This window comes from Emticicia sp. C21 (genome assembly GCF_003418935.1).
Taxonomy (GTDB): Bacteria; Bacteroidota; Bacteroidia; order Cytophagales; family Spirosomataceae; genus Emticicia.
In genome coordinates this window covers 20,707-37,101 of the sequence record NZ_QVMT01000017.1, presented here as the reverse complement: position 1 = coordinate 37,101, position 16,395 = coordinate 20,707, and the positions used below count along the sequence as shown (strand labels likewise).

The following is a 16,395-nucleotide window of genomic DNA, read 5'->3' as shown; positions in this document are numbered from 1 at the left end:
GGTTTTTTATTTGTGGAAATATCTTGAATAAATCTTGAAAAAGTCGAACAAAAGTATTTGCTTTGGCGTTCTATTATTAGAATAATCCAAAAAACGGCTTCGGCTACAAATATTATGGAACCTAATATTCCTGATACTTCCCAAAAGCGCATCGTGATTGTTGGTGCGGGTTTTGGAGGGTTGGCACTAGCACAAAAACTTGCCAAACGAGATGTCCAGATTGTATTGATTGATAAAAATAACTACCACCAGTTTCAGCCGCTTTTTTATCAGGTGGCGATGGCGGGTCTCGAACCCAGTTCGATTTCTTTCCCTCTTCGCAAAATATTTCAAAGAAAGAAAAATGTGCATATCCGCATTACTAAAGTTCTGAAAGTAATGCCAGAACAAAGCAAGATTGAAACAGAACTAGGGGAGATTAAGTATGATTACCTGGTACTGGCCACAGGCGCAGGAACGAATTTCTTCGGCATGCAAAACATGATTGACAATGCCATACCGATGAAATCAGTCTCAGAAGCCATTTATCTACGCAATAGAGTACTACAGAATTTTGAAGATGCCCTCACAGCGGAAGATGCCGATACCAGAGAAGGCATGCTGAATATGGTTGTAGTAGGGGGTGGACCTACAGGTGTGGAAGTTTCGGGAACATTGGCAGAAATGAAGCATATCATTTTACCAAAAGATTACCCTGATGTTGATTTTAATACGATGAAGATTTATTTGTTTGAATCTTCAAATGAGGTTTTGGAGGTAATGTCCGATGAGGCTTCCGCAAAAGGTAGAGAGTATTTGGAACGCCTAGGAGTGATTGTCAAGACAGGTGTAAGAATTACTGATTTTGACGGAAAACATGCACATACAAGTACTGGCGAAAAAATACGAACTAACAACGTTGTTTGGGCTGCAGGTGTCAAGGGTAATACCTTAGATGGATTTGCACCAGAAATTTATGGTAGGGGAGCACGTATGAAAGTAAACCAGTTCAATCAGGTTGAAGGCTTCTCTAACGTATTTGCTGTCGGAGATATAGCCTTAATGAGTGGTGATGAGAAGTTTCCGAACGGACACCCGCAAGTAGCCCAGCCTGCCATTCAACAAGGGAATTTATTGGCAAAAAATATCCTTAAATTCATGAGAGGGGAGGAGCCAACCCCTTTTGAATACAAAGATTTAGGCTCAATGGCAACCGTGGGTAGAAATCTAGCGGTGGTTGATTTACCTTTCTGGAAATTCCAGGGAGCTTTTGCCTGGTATGTCTGGATGTTTGTTCACCTGATGTCAATCTTAGGTATCAAAAACAAAGTGATGGTATTTATCAACTGGCTTTGGAGTTATGTCACCTACGACCAATCGCTAAGGTTGATTATCAGACCCAAGACGAAAGTAAGTAATTCATAAATGAGTATTTTAAAGTGGAGAGGATTGAGTTCCTCTCCATTTTATTTTTAGTGCAAGTATGAAGCATATCTACATTTTCAGTGGCTTAGGCGTAGACGAAAGAGTATTCAAATACCTGGATTTTACAGGATTTGATGTAACTTTTATTAAATGGATAAAGCCTGATGAAAATGAGCGTATAGAGGATTATGCGAAAAGATTAACTGCTCAGATAATTACTCCAATTCCCATATTAATTGGTCTCTCCTTTGGTGGAATGATGGCTCTGGAGGTAGCAAAATATTTAGAAATTGAAAAGATTATTCTACTTGCTTCTGCCAAAACTTACAAAGAAGTTCCACTCTATTATCGTTGGGCAGGCTGTTTACAATTACAGAAGATACTGTCTTCTAAACTTCTCAAACAGCATAATTTTTTAAGTGATTGGTTTTTTGGAATAAAAGAGAAAGAGCACAAAATAATGCTTTCTGAAATCCTCAATGATTTAGATAGAGATTTTTTGAAATGGGCGATTGATAAAATTGTTTGTTGGAAGAACCAAACTACTTACTCAAATATCATACATATACATGGAGATAATGATCATATTCTACCTTTACAATGTATCAAGTCTGATATTGTTATAAAAGGTGGAGGGCACTTTATGACAGTAAATAAGGCAAAAGAGCTAAATGAGATACTTCGGGTGACTCTTGCATAAAAACTCTATTATCAGTATCTTTCATGAGTTTTTCTATTCTCATTAACCTATTCAACCGATACTCATGAAGAAAATTCTCTTTTTCCTTTTTCTTAGTGTTTATGCATTTGCCCAGAAAAATACCTCTCTTCCGCGAAGCACTCCAGAAGCCGAAGGAGTTTCAAGTGAGGGCATCAATCAGTTTTTAGAAGCTGCATCCAAAAGTAAGCATGAGTTTCATAGTTTTATGATTGTTCGTCATGGTAAGGTAGTTTCAGAGGGTTGGTGGAATCCTTACCGGGCTGATTTAAAACATACGATGTATTCGTGTAGTAAAAGTTTTACTGCCACAGCAGTGGGTTTTGCAGTAGCTGAGAAAAAACTTACTGTTAATGATAAAGTTATTTCTTTCTTTCCTGATGATTTACCAGCCAAGGTTAGTCCTAATCTAGCTGAACTCAAAGTAAAAGATTTATTAAGCATGAGTGCCGGACAAGTACCCGACCCGACAGGGCCGGTGGCAGTAAGCGATAACTGGGTAAAAACTTTTTTAGGTACGCCAATTGTAAATGCACCAGGAACAAAATTCTTATACAACTCAGTAGCAACCTATATGCTTTCAGCCATTGTGCAGAAAGTAACTGGAGAAAAGATAGTAGATTACCTAAAACCAAGATTATTTGACCCACTAGGCATTGAAGGTATAGATTGGGAAGTTAGCCCTCAAGGAATTAATACAGGCGGCTGGGGATTGAGAGTAAAAACCGAAGATATGGCAAAATTTGGCCAGTTGTTCCTGCAAAAAGGCCTGTGGAAAGGCAAACAGATTTTACCTGCTTCATGGGTAGAAGAAGCTTCAACCATGAAAATCATGCAAGACCCAAATGCCTCACAAGCCAAAAAAGATTCAAGCGATTGGCTGCAGGGTTATTGCTACCAGATGTGGCGTTGCCGCAACAATGCCTACAGAGGTGATGGTGCCAATGGGCAGTTTATTATTGTTATGCCAGACCAGGATGCCGTTGTACTTTTAACTGCTGAAGCACCAGATATGCAATCAGAAATAAATCTGGTTTGGAAATATATTCTTCCGGCTTTCAAACCTAAAAAACTACCTGCAAACCCAAAAGCGTTAGCGAGTCTGAAAGAGAGAGTAAGCCAGTTAGCCTTGGCGATTCCTCAAAAAAGTGCTACTTCCTCTATGGAAACTAAGATTTCAGGTAGAACTTTTGGCGTAATAGCTAAAGATAGAACACTCGAAAATATAGGTCTTGAATTCAAAAACAATATCTGTTATTTAAGCTTAAAAACTGATTCTATTGCCCATCGTATTCCATTCGGTTCGGGCAAATGGGAATACAGCGAAACGACTAAGTTTGGCCCGTATCTGGTAACCAGGGCAAAAGCTAATAGAAGTAATTTACCTACATTTAAAGTAGCAGGAAGCTATACCTGGAAAGACGATAACAATTTAGAATTGACACTCAGATACATTGAAAGCCCTCATACAGAAACCATTAAATTGGCCTTTGATGGAGATAAGGTTAACATTGAATTTGCCAATATTTTCAGTAAGTCAAGTAAAAACGGGGTACTAAGAAAAAGTTTAGCTAATCCACCTAAATTAATTGTCAGAGGTGACGACATGGGCTTTTCTCATTCAGGTAATGATGCCCTGATAAAATGTTATAAAGAAGGTATCGAAACTTCCATTGAGGTAATTGTACCATCGCCATGGTTTCCGGAGGCAGTAAAATTATTAGAACAAAACAAAAAGGTAGATGTAGGTCTTCATTTTGCCATAACTGCCGAATGGGATAATATCAAATGGCAACCATTGACTGATGCCCCAAGTTTAAGAAACAAAGATGGCTACTTTTATCCGATGCTTTTTCATAACAACAATTATCCGCAACAGGCGGTGATTGATAACGCCTGGAAATTGGCGGACTTAGAAAAAGAATTAAGAGCGCAGATAGAGATGGCTTTAAAATATATTCCAAGATTAAGCCATATCTCAGGCCACATGGGCAGTACAGCCTTTACACCTGAAGTAAAAGAAATGACCAAAAGGGTAGCTAAGGAATATAAACTGGCTATGATTGATACAGATTCAGGTATTAGTTATACCGGATTCGATTTCAGAAATAAAACTACTGACGAACGTATTCAAGGTTTTATTACTATGTTAGATAAACTTGAAGAAGGCAAAACGTATGTTTATGTAGAGCATCCTGGTCTTGATAATGATGAACTTAGAGCTATCTACCATATTGGTTACGAAGATGTAGCCAAAGGTCGTCAGGATGTAACAAATATCTTTACCAGCGAGAAAGTAAAAGAAGCCATTGAGCAAAAAGGTATTCAATTGGTAAGTTATAAAGATGTTATTAAGGCGATGAAACAGTAATTCTTATTTTTTTTAATGTATTACAGGTAGAGACAGGGCGATGCCCTGTCTCAATCTTTTTAAGGGTATTTAATTTAAATCCAGATAAAGATTATCTCAAATATTATCTATATTGTTACCTCAAAACTTACTCAACAATACTATTACTCTAATCATGAAAAAACTCTTACTACCCGTTGCCTGCATTATATCATTAGGTCTGGGAGCATTTATCACAAAAATAGTCGATAGCCCTCCTATAACAGTTGAAGTAATAAACCAGGCTGAAAAGATTCTTGGTTTAGATTTCACTGATGCCGAAGCCGATTCGATGATTAATGATTTGAATGACAATCGTAAAGATTTTGAAAGTATCAGAAAAATACCCTTAAATAATAGTGTTACTCCGGCCCTATACTTTAATCCGTTGCCGGTGGGTTTTGAATTTGAAAAAACTTATTTACCTTTTAAAGCCTCTCAAATCGGAGTGGTAAACCTACCCGCAAATCGGGATGATTTGGCTTATTATTCTGTAAGAGAATTAGCTGAGTTGATTCGTACTAAGAAGATTTCCTGTGTTGAACTCACTCGGTTTTTTATTGAAAGGCTAAAAAAGTATGATGGGAAATTGCACTATGCTATCACCATTACAGAAGATTTAGCTTTGAAACAAGCTACACAAGCCGATAATGAAATAAAAATAGGAAAATACAGAGGACTTCTACATGGCATTCCTTATGGAGCAAAAGATTTATTGGCCGTAAAAGGTTATAAAACAACCTGGGGTTCAGGGCCTTATAAAGACCAGATAATTGACCAGGATGCCATAGTAGTTCAAAGATTGGAAAAAGCCGGAGCTGTGCTTTGTGCTAAATTGACATTAGGAGAATTAGCCATGGGCGATGTTTGGTTTGGTGGAAAAACCCTTAATCCCTGGGATTTAAACCGTGGTTCAAGCGGCTCATCAGCAGGGTCAGCTTCATCTGTTGCGGCCGGAATGTTGCCCTTTGCCATTGGTAGTGAAACATTAGGTTCAATTGTTTCACCTTCAACAGAGTGTGGTACTACAGGCTTACGACCAACCTTTGGTAGAATTCCCCGGACTGGAGCCATGACCTTAAGCTGGAGTATGGATAAATTGGGGCCAATTTGCCGGACTGTAGAAGATTGTGCCATTGTATTTAATAGCATTCAGGGAGTAGACGGGCAAGACTTTACTTGTATGCAAGCACCATTCAATTATGACGGCACAAATAAAAATTTAAAAGGTATCAAAATTGCCTACCTGAAAAGTGACTTTGAACGTAAATATCCAACAAAAGCACAAGATTCATTGAGTTTAATAGTTTTGCAGAAACTAGGCGCAGAATTGATTCCGATGGAGTTGCCAAATTTACCCTCAAATGACATTAGTTTCTTACTTGGGGTAGAAGCCGCAGCTGCTTTTGATGAACTGACACGTTCGGGTAAAGATGATTTGATGGTTCGTCAGAATAAAAATGCCTGGCCGAATGCCTTTCGCTCTGCCCGATTTATTCCTGCGGTAGAGTATATTCAGGCGAATCGCCATCGCACTTTATTGATTCAGGAAATGGAACGCCGTTTAAAAGGTATTGATGTATATCTATCTCCATCTTTTGGTAGGAACCTGACATTAACCAATCTAACTGGTCACCCTTGTGTGGTATTACCCAATGGATTCAGAATGGAGGGGCGCCCAACAAGTATCACTTTTATGGGAAAATTGTTTGGAGAAGCTAAGTTATTACAAGTTGCTAAGGCTTATCAGGACGCAACCGATTTCCATAAAAAACACCCTGTATTATAAGCCTATTTCGCTCTTCGTTTCCAGGTGAATAAGTAAATGCAACCCATAATCATACAGATTATCAGGAGATTTGAAATATTTTTAACAACCTCCTGATAATTCGTCTGAATCACCGAAGTATCTAATTTATCAATACCTGCAAATATATCTTCTGAAGTATCAGACTCTTTATCTGCAATTGCCTTGCCCAGAATCTTTATCTTCAGTTTCGATTTAAGCGTATCATAGGTCTTACTTTTGGTATTGAAATACACCCAATAAAAATACTTATCCAAAGCTTGTTGTCCAGAATCTTTAGGCACAACACGGTAACGAAACTCTTTCTCCCGAACGGTTAAGTCATTATTATGTACCTCTCTTACTTCCGGTGGATAAAAATCAAAAAAACTATCATTAACAGGAGACGAAACGTTGATAGTTGAGAAGTTCCCTTGCCCAACTATCTTGAAACTATAGTTAAAACTCTTACCAGTATTAATCTTTCTGGTTTCAATCTGCTCTACTAAACTAAAATTGCCTGCTACTACCTTGTCTTTCAACGGGTGATCTGGCAGAGTCAATACTTTAACAGTATAAGGTTTATTAGTAAAGCTAATTGATTCTTTTTCACCCCCGTTTTTCTTACTCTGATCCATTCTTAACTCCACCGAAGGGATTTTTACAGGCTGACCATTCAATGGAAAATAGAGTGCTTCAAAAAATTTATAAGCTAAGAATCGTTTACCATTAATAGTCCGGTGTTCTTCAACTATATTCGTAATATTTATTCGCTCTTCCAGGCAATCCGGAGATTTGATTTTCTTAGCAATAGCATCTACCTGTGCATTCAAATCATCTGCAAAACCCATTTGCATGGTATTTGTTTCAGCAATGTAAAATGCTAGTGTTACTCTGAATCCCTCGCCAACATAAACACTGCCTTTATCAACATTCATTGCCAAAAAGGCATTCTCCTTAATGTTTTCTAAGCTGATTGCTTCAGTACCGTCTTCTTCATCGTCTTCTTTGGGAGATGTAACTACAATGGTAGTCAATTCAGATTCATAGGCCTTTCCGTTTACAGTCAATTCAAAAGAAACAATTCTAAAAGTACCTTCTTTAGTAGGAGTATAATATTGAGTTATGTTATGAGTTTGACCTTTAGCATGGGTAATTTTTCTATCCGCTTTGGTGAATCCTTGTATTTCAGGGAAAGTACTAACAGTAGATTTATCACTACCCGTAATCACCACAGTTATCACTAAATTTTCATCAATCAACAGGTTCTTTTTCCCGAACTCTATTCTTACATCTTCTTGCGCAGAAGCAAAAAAGCTGATAGCAAAAAAGAAAAGAGTAGAAAGAAATATGTACATTCGTTGGTTCATCGTACAAAAATAGACACTATTCTTAATGATTGATATGATTACCTTTATTTTTAAGAAAAAACGCTTATCTCTTCTTTTAATTTTATCTATTACCACCGCAAAAGCCCAATGGATTAAGCAAAATTCCGGTACTGATGCTTCTTTTCGCTCTATCAGTGCAGTGAATAGTAAGATTGTCTGGGCTGGAGGTACCAAAGGAACAGTGTTAAAAACAACTGACGGTGGACAACAATGGCAGGTTTTAAAAGTAGAGGGAGCAGAAGCTTTAGATTTCAGAGATATACATGGTGCAAGTGCTGAAGTAGTTTATGCTATGAGCGCGGGTGATGCAGATAAAGGAGCCGCCAGAATCTATAAAACCACGGATGGAGGTAAATCATGGAAAATAATTTATCAAACCACAGAAAAAGGAGCATTCTTCGACTCTTTCGATTTCTGGAACGATAAGGAGGGTATTCTGATAGGAGATCCTATTGATGAGAAGCCTTATATTTTAAGAACTTTAGACGGAGAAAACTGGCAGAGGATACCAAAAGAAAAACTCCCGGCTATTAAACCTAAAGAAGCTTCTTTTGCTTCCAGCGGTACTTGCGTAAATACACGGAGCAAAAAACTGGCATGGATTAACACCCAAAGCAGGGTTTTCTATACAACCGATAAAGGCGAAACCTGGCAGGTAGCCGAAACTCCTTTTAAACAAGGGGAAACCTCAGGTATTTTTGGCTTACACTTTTATACAGATAAAGACGGAATTGCTACCGGAGGCGATTATAAAGATGATAAAATAGTATCTGATAATGTTGCTATTACTCACGATGGAGGAAAAACATGGGCTTTGGCGGCCCAGGCCAAACCTGATGGTTTGAAAGAATCAAGCTGGGTATTATCTGACAAAAGTTTATTGGTAGTAGGGACTTCAGGTACAGGTCTTTCTGCAGATATGGGTAAAAAATGGAAAGCTGTCGATACCGAAGCTTTCCATGCAATCTCATGTTATAAAAATGACTGTTGGACTATTGGGGCTAAGGGTAATTTAGCAAAATGGAAAAAATAGACAGTTCTGGATGGACGAACTATTTATGTCTTTCATCTAATTTTAATTGTATATAATAAGAAAAAAGAAGGCCTAAACCACCAAAGAATAAAATCGATGCCGGATACAATGCCTCCGAATCCTTGTCTGATGCACTTTGAAATATATTTGCTATAAATATACCCAAACCCACACCCATAAATAAACAACCCCAACGCAAAGCGGATGCTGGGTTTACTCTCATGCTATCTTTTTGCGGGGGTGTCAGGCCTTTTTCAATCATGGCCATTCGTTCGTCATTATCAAATTTTCTTAAAAGAGCCAATAGACCTACAATACATACGATTGCAGTTACCGGAACAACTATAGCTACTGCTGGAGGCATAATTTATTTATTTTAATAGTGAAACAATATTTTAGCGATAGGATGCAGGCCTTTAGCGGGAGGTTACAGGCTGATTAAAAAAAATATTTTTTCTTCTAAGGTGTAACGTTTTTCAAAAAACTGCATCCAATGATACAGTGAACGACGAACAAAAAGATATTACCCTATTGAAACGCATTCAGGCAGGTGATCGGTTAGCTTATAAAGAGTTAATCAATCGCCATAAAGAATATGCGTTTACAGTAGCCTATCGTATCTTAAATAGTAGGGAAGATGCCGAGGAAATAGCACAGGATGCGTTTTTACAGGTATTTAAGAACGTTCACTCTTTTAATTTTGAAGCAAAATTTACTACCTGGTTTTACCGGATAGTTTTTAATGCGGCTTTGATGCAGAAACGGAAAAACCGTATATTTACAGAAGATATATCAGAATCCCCTCAAGCGTCATTGGTAAGCAACCTGAGTGATTCGAGCGAAGATATAAGAAAAAACGAACGTCAGCAGGCTATCAGGCGGGCCATGCAACAATTACAGGCTGATGATGTTTTATTAATAACCTTATTCTATTTGCAAGAGCAATCTTTAGAAGAAATAGCAGCTATTACACAAATCAGTGCCGATACTGCTAAAGTAAAAATTCATAGGGCAAGAAAACGCCTGGCAGAAGAAATGAAAAAACATTGGAAAGAAGAAGTAAGAAGCTTAATATAGATAGGTGTAGAAAGGATAAATAATGAAAGAATTATGCTAACAGACGAACAGATATTCGACATTCTTGATGGCTGTGCCGATGCAGAAATTCTGCAGAAGCATACACATCTATTGGCTGGTTCGGTAGTCTACCAGCAATATTTTAATGAACTGGCAGCGATACATTTTGATTTGGCAGATATGCCATTAGAGAAAACATCAGCTGATTTTACTGCCAATATATTAGCAGCACTTCCATCTGAAAAACCAGTTTTTGTAATTGCAAAGAAGAAGAAATGGAGTGCAAAATTTATGTATGGTTTCTTTGGAACGATGATAGGGGTATTGATTACGACGATTTTGGTTGCTATATTCTATCTGCCATCTTCTGAAACAACGATAGAGCAACCAAATCAGGTTGTTGAAGTTTTCAATGACTTTATAAGAAGTTATTTCACCCAGATTGCCATTCTGTTAAATCTAATGGTACTACTGGCACTATTTGATAGAAAAGTACTTCGCCCATATTTCAAACAGCGTAGCATGAGACTAGGCTAATTCCATCAGAAAACTGAAACCATGTTTTTTGAAGCCTAAAGATTCATAAAATTGGTGAGCTTGCTCACGACGAAGGTTGCTGGAAAGACTCATCTTATAGCAACCTTTTTCTTTGGCATATTGCAGGGCATATTCCATCATTTTTTTTCCGATGCCTTTTCCCTGAAGATTAGGTAGCACCCCTACATCTTCCACCACCGCTGATGGGGTACCCATATGAGCCATATTTTCCATTACTAAAAGCGCAAAGGTGCCTACTGCTTCATTATCCATCTCGGCTAAAAAAACATGATAATCAGGATATTTACTTTGTTGGATAAAAATCTTTTGGGCCTCTTCGGTTGAAAGCACCTTATTATTGTCTAAGGCTGCTGCATAAATGCTTAAAATGATAGGAACATCGTCAATAGTTGCTAAGCGGATAGTCAGATTCATTGGTTTCAGGAAACGTTTAATTGAAAACAAAAGTTAATAGAACAAAAGATTATATCAAAATTGGCAAACGGAAAAAATAAAAAGACTGAGCCATTGTTACCACCTTTAACAGAAGAAGACTATTATTTTGAGAGAGGATTAATGGTTTTCACAGAAATATATCACAAAAAAAGGGGGTATTGCTGTAAAAATAGCTGCCGGCATTGTCCGTATGGATTCAAAAAAAAGTGAAACATACTTTTTTATTTCCGAAAAAATTACGACTTTTGCACTCCCGTTTAAGGAATTATCTTTTTTACATAGAAAATATTTATAAGGCAATGGCAAAGGTTTGTCAAATCACTGGTAAAAGAACGCAAGTCGGTAACAATGTATCGCACGCTAACAATAAAACAAAGCGTAAGTTTTTCCCGAATCTTAAAACTAAGAAGTTCTTCTTAGAATCAGAAGGTGTATGGGTTTCATTGAAAGTTTCGACTTCAGCCCTTCGTACTATCAACAAAAAAGGCTTAGAAGCTACTTTAGTTGATGCGGCTCGCAAAGGTACATTGGCGTTGTAAGATATATTCTCGTTCGTAGATAAAAAAGCATGGCTCGGAGAGTCGTGCTTTTTTAGTTTATTTCGTACCTTGTTTACCTAAACAATTTTTTTCTGTATTTATGCTTAAATTATTTGAAGAATCTACCGCTTATATACAATCTCAGATAGGTGATTTCAGACCGCAATTCGGAATCATTTTAGGGACAGGTTTAGGAAAACTAACCGATGAAATAGAAGTTGCTTTTACTCTCAATTATAGCGATATACCACATTTTCCTATTGCCACAGTTGAATTTCATAAAGGAAAATTATTATTTGGTACGCTTAATGGCAAAAAAATAGTTTGTATGCAGGGAAGATTCCACTATTACGAAGGATATTCTATGCAACAGGTTACTTTCCCTGTGCGGGTAATGAAAATGCTGGGCATTGAAAGACTCTTTGTTTCCAATGCAGCAGGTGGTTTAAACCCTACTTATAAAGAGAGCGATTTGATGATTATCGAAGACCATATCTCTTTATTCTTACCCGAGAATCCATTGATAGGGGAGAATATCATGGGAGACCGTTTCCCGGATATGAGCGAACCATATGAGATAGAAACGGTAGAAAAAGCCTTACTAATTGCCACTCAAAATGGTTTAGAAGGTATTCATAAAGGTGTATATGTAAGTGTTGCAGGCCCAAGTCTTGAAACCAAAGCAGAATACAGGTTACTGAGAATGCTTGGCGCAGATGCCGTAGGAATGAGCACAGTTCCGGAGGTAATCGTAGCCAGACAGATGGAAATTCCTGTATTTGGTATTTCGGTAATTACAGACATGGGTATTCCTGAATTACTAAAAAAGGCAGAGTTAAGCAGAATTCTTGAGGCCGCTCATAAGGCAGAGCCTACCATGACTTTTATCATGAAAGAACTGATTGGTAACCTTTAATACTTACTATCCAATGAAACAGGGCAGAAGGAAGTCTGCCCTGTTTCATTGGATAGTAAACTCTATTTTAAGCAAAAACTAAATTCTTCATATAACCCGCATTCGCTTCTGCTGCTTTTAGTGGGGTTGTTCCATCAAAACGTTCCTGTTCAACAATGAAATAATCCACACCGTTTTGTTTAGCTACATTCAATAATCTAGGGAAATCAATCTTGCCCTGGCCTATAGTAGTTGAGAACGAGAAAAGCGGGTCTTTCACTTTTTCCTTCTCCGTGATTTCAGCAACTTTTGCATCATTCAGCATATCTTTTACGTGTACCAGACGGAAACGATTTTTGTATTTAGTCAACCATTCTTCCGGATTCTCTCCTGCGGCAACTACCCAATATAAATCAGCTTCAAAATCTACCAGCTTAGGGTCGGTTCCATCTAATAGGATAGTTTCTGGCATTGTACCATTTGCAAATTTCTTGAACTCAAAATTATGATTGTGATAAGCCATACGTAAGCCAGCCTTAGCAGCAATTTCTCCTTGACGGTTCAGGCCTTCAGCAGCTTTTTTCCATTCGTCTTCTTTTGTTAAATCACCTAAGTATGGGTTAATTAGATACTTCATGCCAATACTGGCCGCATCATCCACTAATTTTTTAAACTCATCCTCTTTCTCCTTTTTCATGGTATAATCCTGACTACAGTGTGTGCTTATCAGATTACTACCAATATCATCCATTAATATCTTAAATTCTTTGGCGGTCATTCCCCAGAAAACACCTTTATCACCCTGGAAACTCTCAATTTGTTTGTATCCATAGCTTGCCAATGCTTTCAGAACCCCTTTAGGGTCTTTAGCAAGGTCTTCTTTCACTGTCCAGAGTTGAATACCAAAATCTTTTACTGAGGGGTCGGCCACCATTGAGGAGGTAGCGGTTGAATCGGCGCTTTTTTCTTCTGTTTTTGATGAGGGAGTGCATGACCACAATTGATTAGCTAACAAAGGAGTAGCTGCCAACAGGCCCGTGTTACGTAGAAAATTTCGACGGTTTAGCTTCATAGTGCTTTTAATGATGTTAAGGGGTTAGAAACAAAGTCTACTGTAATTTATAGGAAAGTAAATGTAAATATAAAATCGTAAAAACGTTTTCTTTGCGCACGATATTTTCTTATTTTGTATAACGAAAGAGAATTAAACAGTAGATATGTACGCAAAAGTATTTTTACAGGCAGGCAAAGAACAGGTAGTTAAGCGGCTACATCCGTGGGTGTTTTCGGGAGCCATTGCCAGAACAGAGGGTCAACCAAACGATGGAGATATAGTAGAGGTCTGTGATAAAAAAGGAAATTATCTGGCCACAGGTCATTTTTATAAGGGAAGCATAACCATAAAAATTTTCTCGTACGAGCAGGTTACGGTCGATGAAGATTTCTGGTATAAAAAGCTAAAAACAGCCTTTGAAGTCAGACAGCTTATTCAACTAGGTGATAACACCACTTGTTACCGTTTGACACATGGCGAAGGAGATGGATTTTCGGGATTAATTTTAGATTATTATCAGAATGTCATCGTTTTTCAGGCACATACGATAGGCATGTGGCGTGAAAAAGAAAAAATTGTCAATGCGCTCAAAAGAGTTTATGAAAATGCTTTGGTGGCTATTTATGATAAAAGTGCTGAAACTTTGCCAGATGAATTCTCTAAGTCAGTAACCAATACTTATCTTTTTTCTAAAGGAGACATTAGTCATATTTTACCACACCCAGTTCTGGAAAACGCGAATAAATTCCTGATTGATTGGGAAACGGGGCAGAAAACAGGTTTCTTCCTTGACCAGCGAGATAATAGAGCCTTATTGGCTAAATATGCCAAAGATAAAAAAGTATTAAATGCTTTTTGTTATTCAGGTGGCTTTTCAATTTATGCTTTAAAGGCAGGTGCCGCTTTGGTACACTCAGTTGATGTCTCCAAAAAAGCTATTGAACTGGTAAATCAGAATGTAGCGGCCAATTTTGGTGAAGTTGATAATCATAAAGCCTATGCTGAAGATGTTATGGGCTTCCTGAAACAAAACGACCAGATTTATGATTTAATCGTGCTTGACCCGCCAGCTTATGCCAAAAGTATCGCCAAACGTCATCAGGCTGTGCAGGGTTATAAAAGATTGAATATGGAGGGCATTAAACGCTTGGCCAAAGGTGGGATTCTGGTTACATTCTCCTGCTCACAGGTAGTAGACAGAGAACTTTTCTATAACACTATTGTTTCGGCGGCATTGGAAGTAGGCAGACAGGTAAGAGTGTTACATCATCTGAACCAGGGAGCTGACCACCCGGTAAACCTTTTCCATCCGGAAGGGCACTATCTGAAAGGACTGGTATTGTATGTAGAATAGATTTTAAGAAAACGCTTGCTTATAAACATTCTTCAAAGCAAACGTTTTCTTCAACGATTTAAAAATCGTTGTACACATATTAACGACCGAAATCGTCTTGTACACGTACTATATCATCTTCGTTCGATGGGTTTTCAGGATCTGTATGTTGCCATATTTCGGCAATAATTCCCCATTGGTCCAGGCCAATCAAACGATGTCTTTCACCTTGTTTCAGGTTAATTATGGTTCCCAAAGCTAAAGTTTGCAATTCATTTTCTTCATCTGTCTCGCTGGTAACTACTCCTGCAATGCCGCCAACCACTTTCCAGATTTCGGCTCTACGGAAATGATATTGCCAGGATAGACGCTTATTAGGCGCAACGACCAGGATTTTCGGGCTTAGCTTTTGTCCGACTCCAAAATCATTAATAGATAAATGAGGAAAATATGTTTCGATAAATTTTGATGCCTGAGATTCATCCAGGACAAAGAAACCACCCCATGGACGGCTCTGATCCTGATTGGCAATAGTGAATCCTAAATCGGTAATTACTTTTTCTACCTCTTTAAAAACAACGTTTTTTTCTATGTTTGCCGAAAAATTCATGAGATAAAAAGATTAATGGATATATTTAAGAATTAGTTTTGCAAGCAAAAGTAAGTATTGTCAGAAAACAATTAGCTACATGACTGAAAAAATCATGTAAAGCCATGATACAAGTTGATAAAATAGATACATTTACTGGCCATCGCGATTGCGTATATGCCTTAGAAAAGTCAGGAGAAAATCACCGTTTTTTTTCAGCGGCAGGAGATGGTTTTATCGTTAGATGGAATCTCCAAAAGCCTGATGTCGGGGAACTCATCGCCAAAGTAAAAAACTCGGTTTATACTTTAGCCTATCTGCCACAACCTAATCATCTATGGATAGCCGAGAATCAGGAGGGCATTCATGTAATAGATATTCAAACCAAACAGGAAATCCGCTCACTAAAATTAGCTCCTGCCTTGTATTTTGATATTCAGATATACGATAATCAGGCGTTTATTGCAGGTGGTGATGGTATCATTTCAGTTATTGATACCGAAACTTTGAGTTTTCGTAAACATATTAAAGCTGCAAATGTGAGTGTAAGATGCCTGGCAATTAATCCGGTAGAAAGAGAATTAGCAGCAGGTTATAGTGATAATACTATTAAAATATTCGATTTAAAGACCTTTGATTTAAAGAAAATCATAGCCGCTCACAACAATTCTGTCTTTACCATTAAGTACTCTCCCGATTTTAATTTACTATTGTCAGGAAGTAGAGATGCTCGCCTGAAAATCTGGAATGTAGAGCGTGAATATACCTTAGAAGAAGAGATTGTAGCGCATACTTTTGCCATTAATCATCTATCGTTTAGTCCTGACGGTCAGCGATTTGTTACCTGTAGTATGGACAAGTCTATTAAGGTTTGGGATGCCGAAAAAATGAAACTACTAAAGGTAATAGACCGTGCAAGACATGCTGGACATGGTACTTCAGTAAACAAGGTTTTGTGGTCAGATTATGACCAACAAATTGTTTCATGTAGTGATGACCGTACAATTTCAGTATGGAAATTGCTCGAATAGCGCCTTTCGATAAAAAAAATATAATCAAAACCCCAACAAAACAGTTATTTAAATTAGTTATACTATTTTAACTAATTGAAACCGAATTTTTATTTACCTGCTTTCTTGCAAAATTGAAGAAAATAGCTTAAATAAGGAGTACCGATAGTTTTTTTATTAATTT

At 37.7% G+C, this 16,395-nt stretch carries 17 protein-coding genes; 12 read left to right on the top strand and 5 right to left on the bottom strand.

Annotated features, from left to right (window positions below; translation table 11 throughout):
- Positions 1 to 114: 114 nt before the first annotated feature.
- From D0T08_RS25240 to D0T08_RS25220, 4 genes are all read left to right on the top strand, one after another.
- The gene (locus tag D0T08_RS25240; protein WP_116985534.1) at positions 115 to 1,404 is read left to right on the top strand and encodes an NAD(P)/FAD-dependent oxidoreductase; all 1,290 of its coding nucleotides are present in this window, start codon (positions 115 to 117) and stop codon (positions 1,402 to 1,404) included.
- 58 nt (positions 1,405 to 1,462) lie between these two features.
- On the top strand, positions 1,463 to 2,104 hold the full coding sequence (locus tag D0T08_RS25235) for an alpha/beta hydrolase (RefSeq protein WP_116985533.1): 642 nt from the start codon (positions 1,463 to 1,465) through the stop codon (positions 2,102 to 2,104).
- A 64-nt stretch (positions 2,105 to 2,168) separates the two neighbouring features.
- Complete coding sequence (locus D0T08_RS27840) at positions 2,169 to 4,493, top strand: ChbG/HpnK family deacetylase (protein WP_199538219.1); 2,325 nt, start codon at positions 2,169 to 2,171, stop codon at positions 4,491 to 4,493.
- A 154-nt stretch (positions 4,494 to 4,647) separates the two neighbouring features.
- A complete protein-coding gene (locus D0T08_RS25220; protein WP_116985532.1) occupies positions 4,648 to 6,300 on the top strand; it encodes an amidase in 1,653 nt (550 codons plus the stop codon).
- A gap of 2 nt (positions 6,301 to 6,302) precedes the next feature.
- On the opposite strand, the gene D0T08_RS25215 is transcribed toward D0T08_RS25220, so the two are convergent.
- On the bottom strand, positions 6,303 to 7,655 hold the full coding sequence (locus D0T08_RS25215; protein ID WP_158561346.1) for a BatD family protein: 1,353 nt from the start codon (positions 7,653 to 7,655) through the stop codon (positions 6,303 to 6,305).
- 46 nt (positions 7,656 to 7,701) lie between these two features.
- On the opposite strand from D0T08_RS25215, the gene D0T08_RS25210 reads away from it, so the two are divergent.
- Positions 7,702 to 8,721, top strand: coding sequence for a YCF48-related protein (locus D0T08_RS25210; RefSeq protein ID WP_158561345.1), 1,020 nt, complete (start codon positions 7,702 to 7,704; stop codon positions 8,719 to 8,721).
- 19 nt (positions 8,722 to 8,740) lie between these two features.
- Here D0T08_RS25210 and D0T08_RS25205 read toward each other — a convergent pair whose 3' ends face one another.
- A complete protein-coding gene (locus tag D0T08_RS25205) occupies positions 8,741 to 9,085 on the bottom strand; it encodes a DUF6249 domain-containing protein (protein WP_116985529.1) in 345 nt (114 codons plus the stop codon).
- 137 nt (positions 9,086 to 9,222) lie between these two features.
- Here D0T08_RS25205 and D0T08_RS25200 point away from each other — a divergent pair, with 137 nt between their 5' ends.
- Entirely contained in the window at positions 9,223 to 9,798 is a 576-nt protein-coding gene (locus tag D0T08_RS25200; protein ID WP_158561344.1) for an RNA polymerase sigma factor, read from the top strand.
- Positions 9,799 to 9,831: 33 nt separating this feature from the next.
- Complete coding sequence (locus D0T08_RS25195) at positions 9,832 to 10,335, top strand: hypothetical protein (protein WP_116985527.1); 504 nt, start codon at positions 9,832 to 9,834, stop codon at positions 10,333 to 10,335.
- Here D0T08_RS25195 and D0T08_RS25190 read toward each other — a convergent pair.
- Positions 10,327 to 10,770 (bottom strand): GNAT family N-acetyltransferase, encoded by a 444-nt coding sequence (locus D0T08_RS25190; RefSeq protein WP_116985526.1) that lies wholly within the window; start codon positions 10,768 to 10,770, stop codon positions 10,327 to 10,329. The genes D0T08_RS25195 and D0T08_RS25190 overlap by 9 nt on opposite strands.
- Positions 10,771 to 10,830: 60 nt before the next feature.
- Between D0T08_RS25190 and D0T08_RS27680 the strand changes: the two genes are divergently transcribed.
- The 3 genes from D0T08_RS27680 to D0T08_RS25180 all read left to right on the top strand — a co-directional run bounded on the left by D0T08_RS27680 (position 10,831) and on the right by D0T08_RS25180 (position 12,246).
- Complete coding sequence (locus D0T08_RS27680; protein ID WP_310586306.1) at positions 10,831 to 11,001, top strand: DUF5522 domain-containing protein; 171 nt, start codon at positions 10,831 to 10,833, stop codon at positions 10,999 to 11,001.
- A gap of 89 nt (positions 11,002 to 11,090) precedes the next feature.
- Complete coding sequence (gene rpmB, locus D0T08_RS25185; protein WP_116985525.1) at positions 11,091 to 11,330, top strand: 50S ribosomal protein L28; 240 nt, start codon at positions 11,091 to 11,093, stop codon at positions 11,328 to 11,330.
- Positions 11,331 to 11,430: 100 nt separating this feature from the next.
- On the top strand, positions 11,431 to 12,246 hold the full coding sequence (locus D0T08_RS25180) for a purine-nucleoside phosphorylase (protein ID WP_116985524.1): 816 nt from the start codon (positions 11,431 to 11,433) through the stop codon (positions 12,244 to 12,246).
- A 67-nt stretch (positions 12,247 to 12,313) separates the two neighbouring features.
- On the opposite strand, the gene D0T08_RS25175 is transcribed toward D0T08_RS25180, so the two are convergent.
- Entirely contained in the window at positions 12,314 to 13,297 is a 984-nt protein-coding gene (locus D0T08_RS25175; RefSeq protein WP_116985523.1) for a sugar phosphate isomerase/epimerase, read from the bottom strand.
- Between the two features lie 145 nt (positions 13,298 to 13,442).
- On the opposite strand from D0T08_RS25175, the gene D0T08_RS25170 reads away from it, so the two are divergent.
- A complete protein-coding gene (locus D0T08_RS25170; RefSeq protein WP_116985522.1) occupies positions 13,443 to 14,633 on the top strand; it encodes a class I SAM-dependent rRNA methyltransferase in 1,191 nt (396 codons plus the stop codon).
- Positions 14,634 to 14,712: 79 nt separating this feature from the next.
- On the opposite strand, the gene D0T08_RS25165 is transcribed toward D0T08_RS25170, so the two are convergent.
- Positions 14,713 to 15,222 carry a phosphoheptose isomerase gene (locus D0T08_RS25165; protein ID WP_116985521.1) on the bottom strand — a complete coding sequence of 170 codons (510 nt, stop codon included), beginning with the start codon at positions 15,220 to 15,222 and terminating at the stop codon, positions 14,713 to 14,715.
- Positions 15,223 to 15,326: 104 nt separating this feature from the next.
- On the opposite strand from D0T08_RS25165, the gene D0T08_RS25160 reads away from it, so the two are divergent.
- Positions 15,327 to 16,232 (top strand): WD40 repeat domain-containing protein, encoded by a 906-nt coding sequence (locus D0T08_RS25160; protein ID WP_116985520.1) that lies wholly within the window; start codon positions 15,327 to 15,329, stop codon positions 16,230 to 16,232.
- Positions 16,233 to 16,395: the final 163 nt, after the last annotated feature.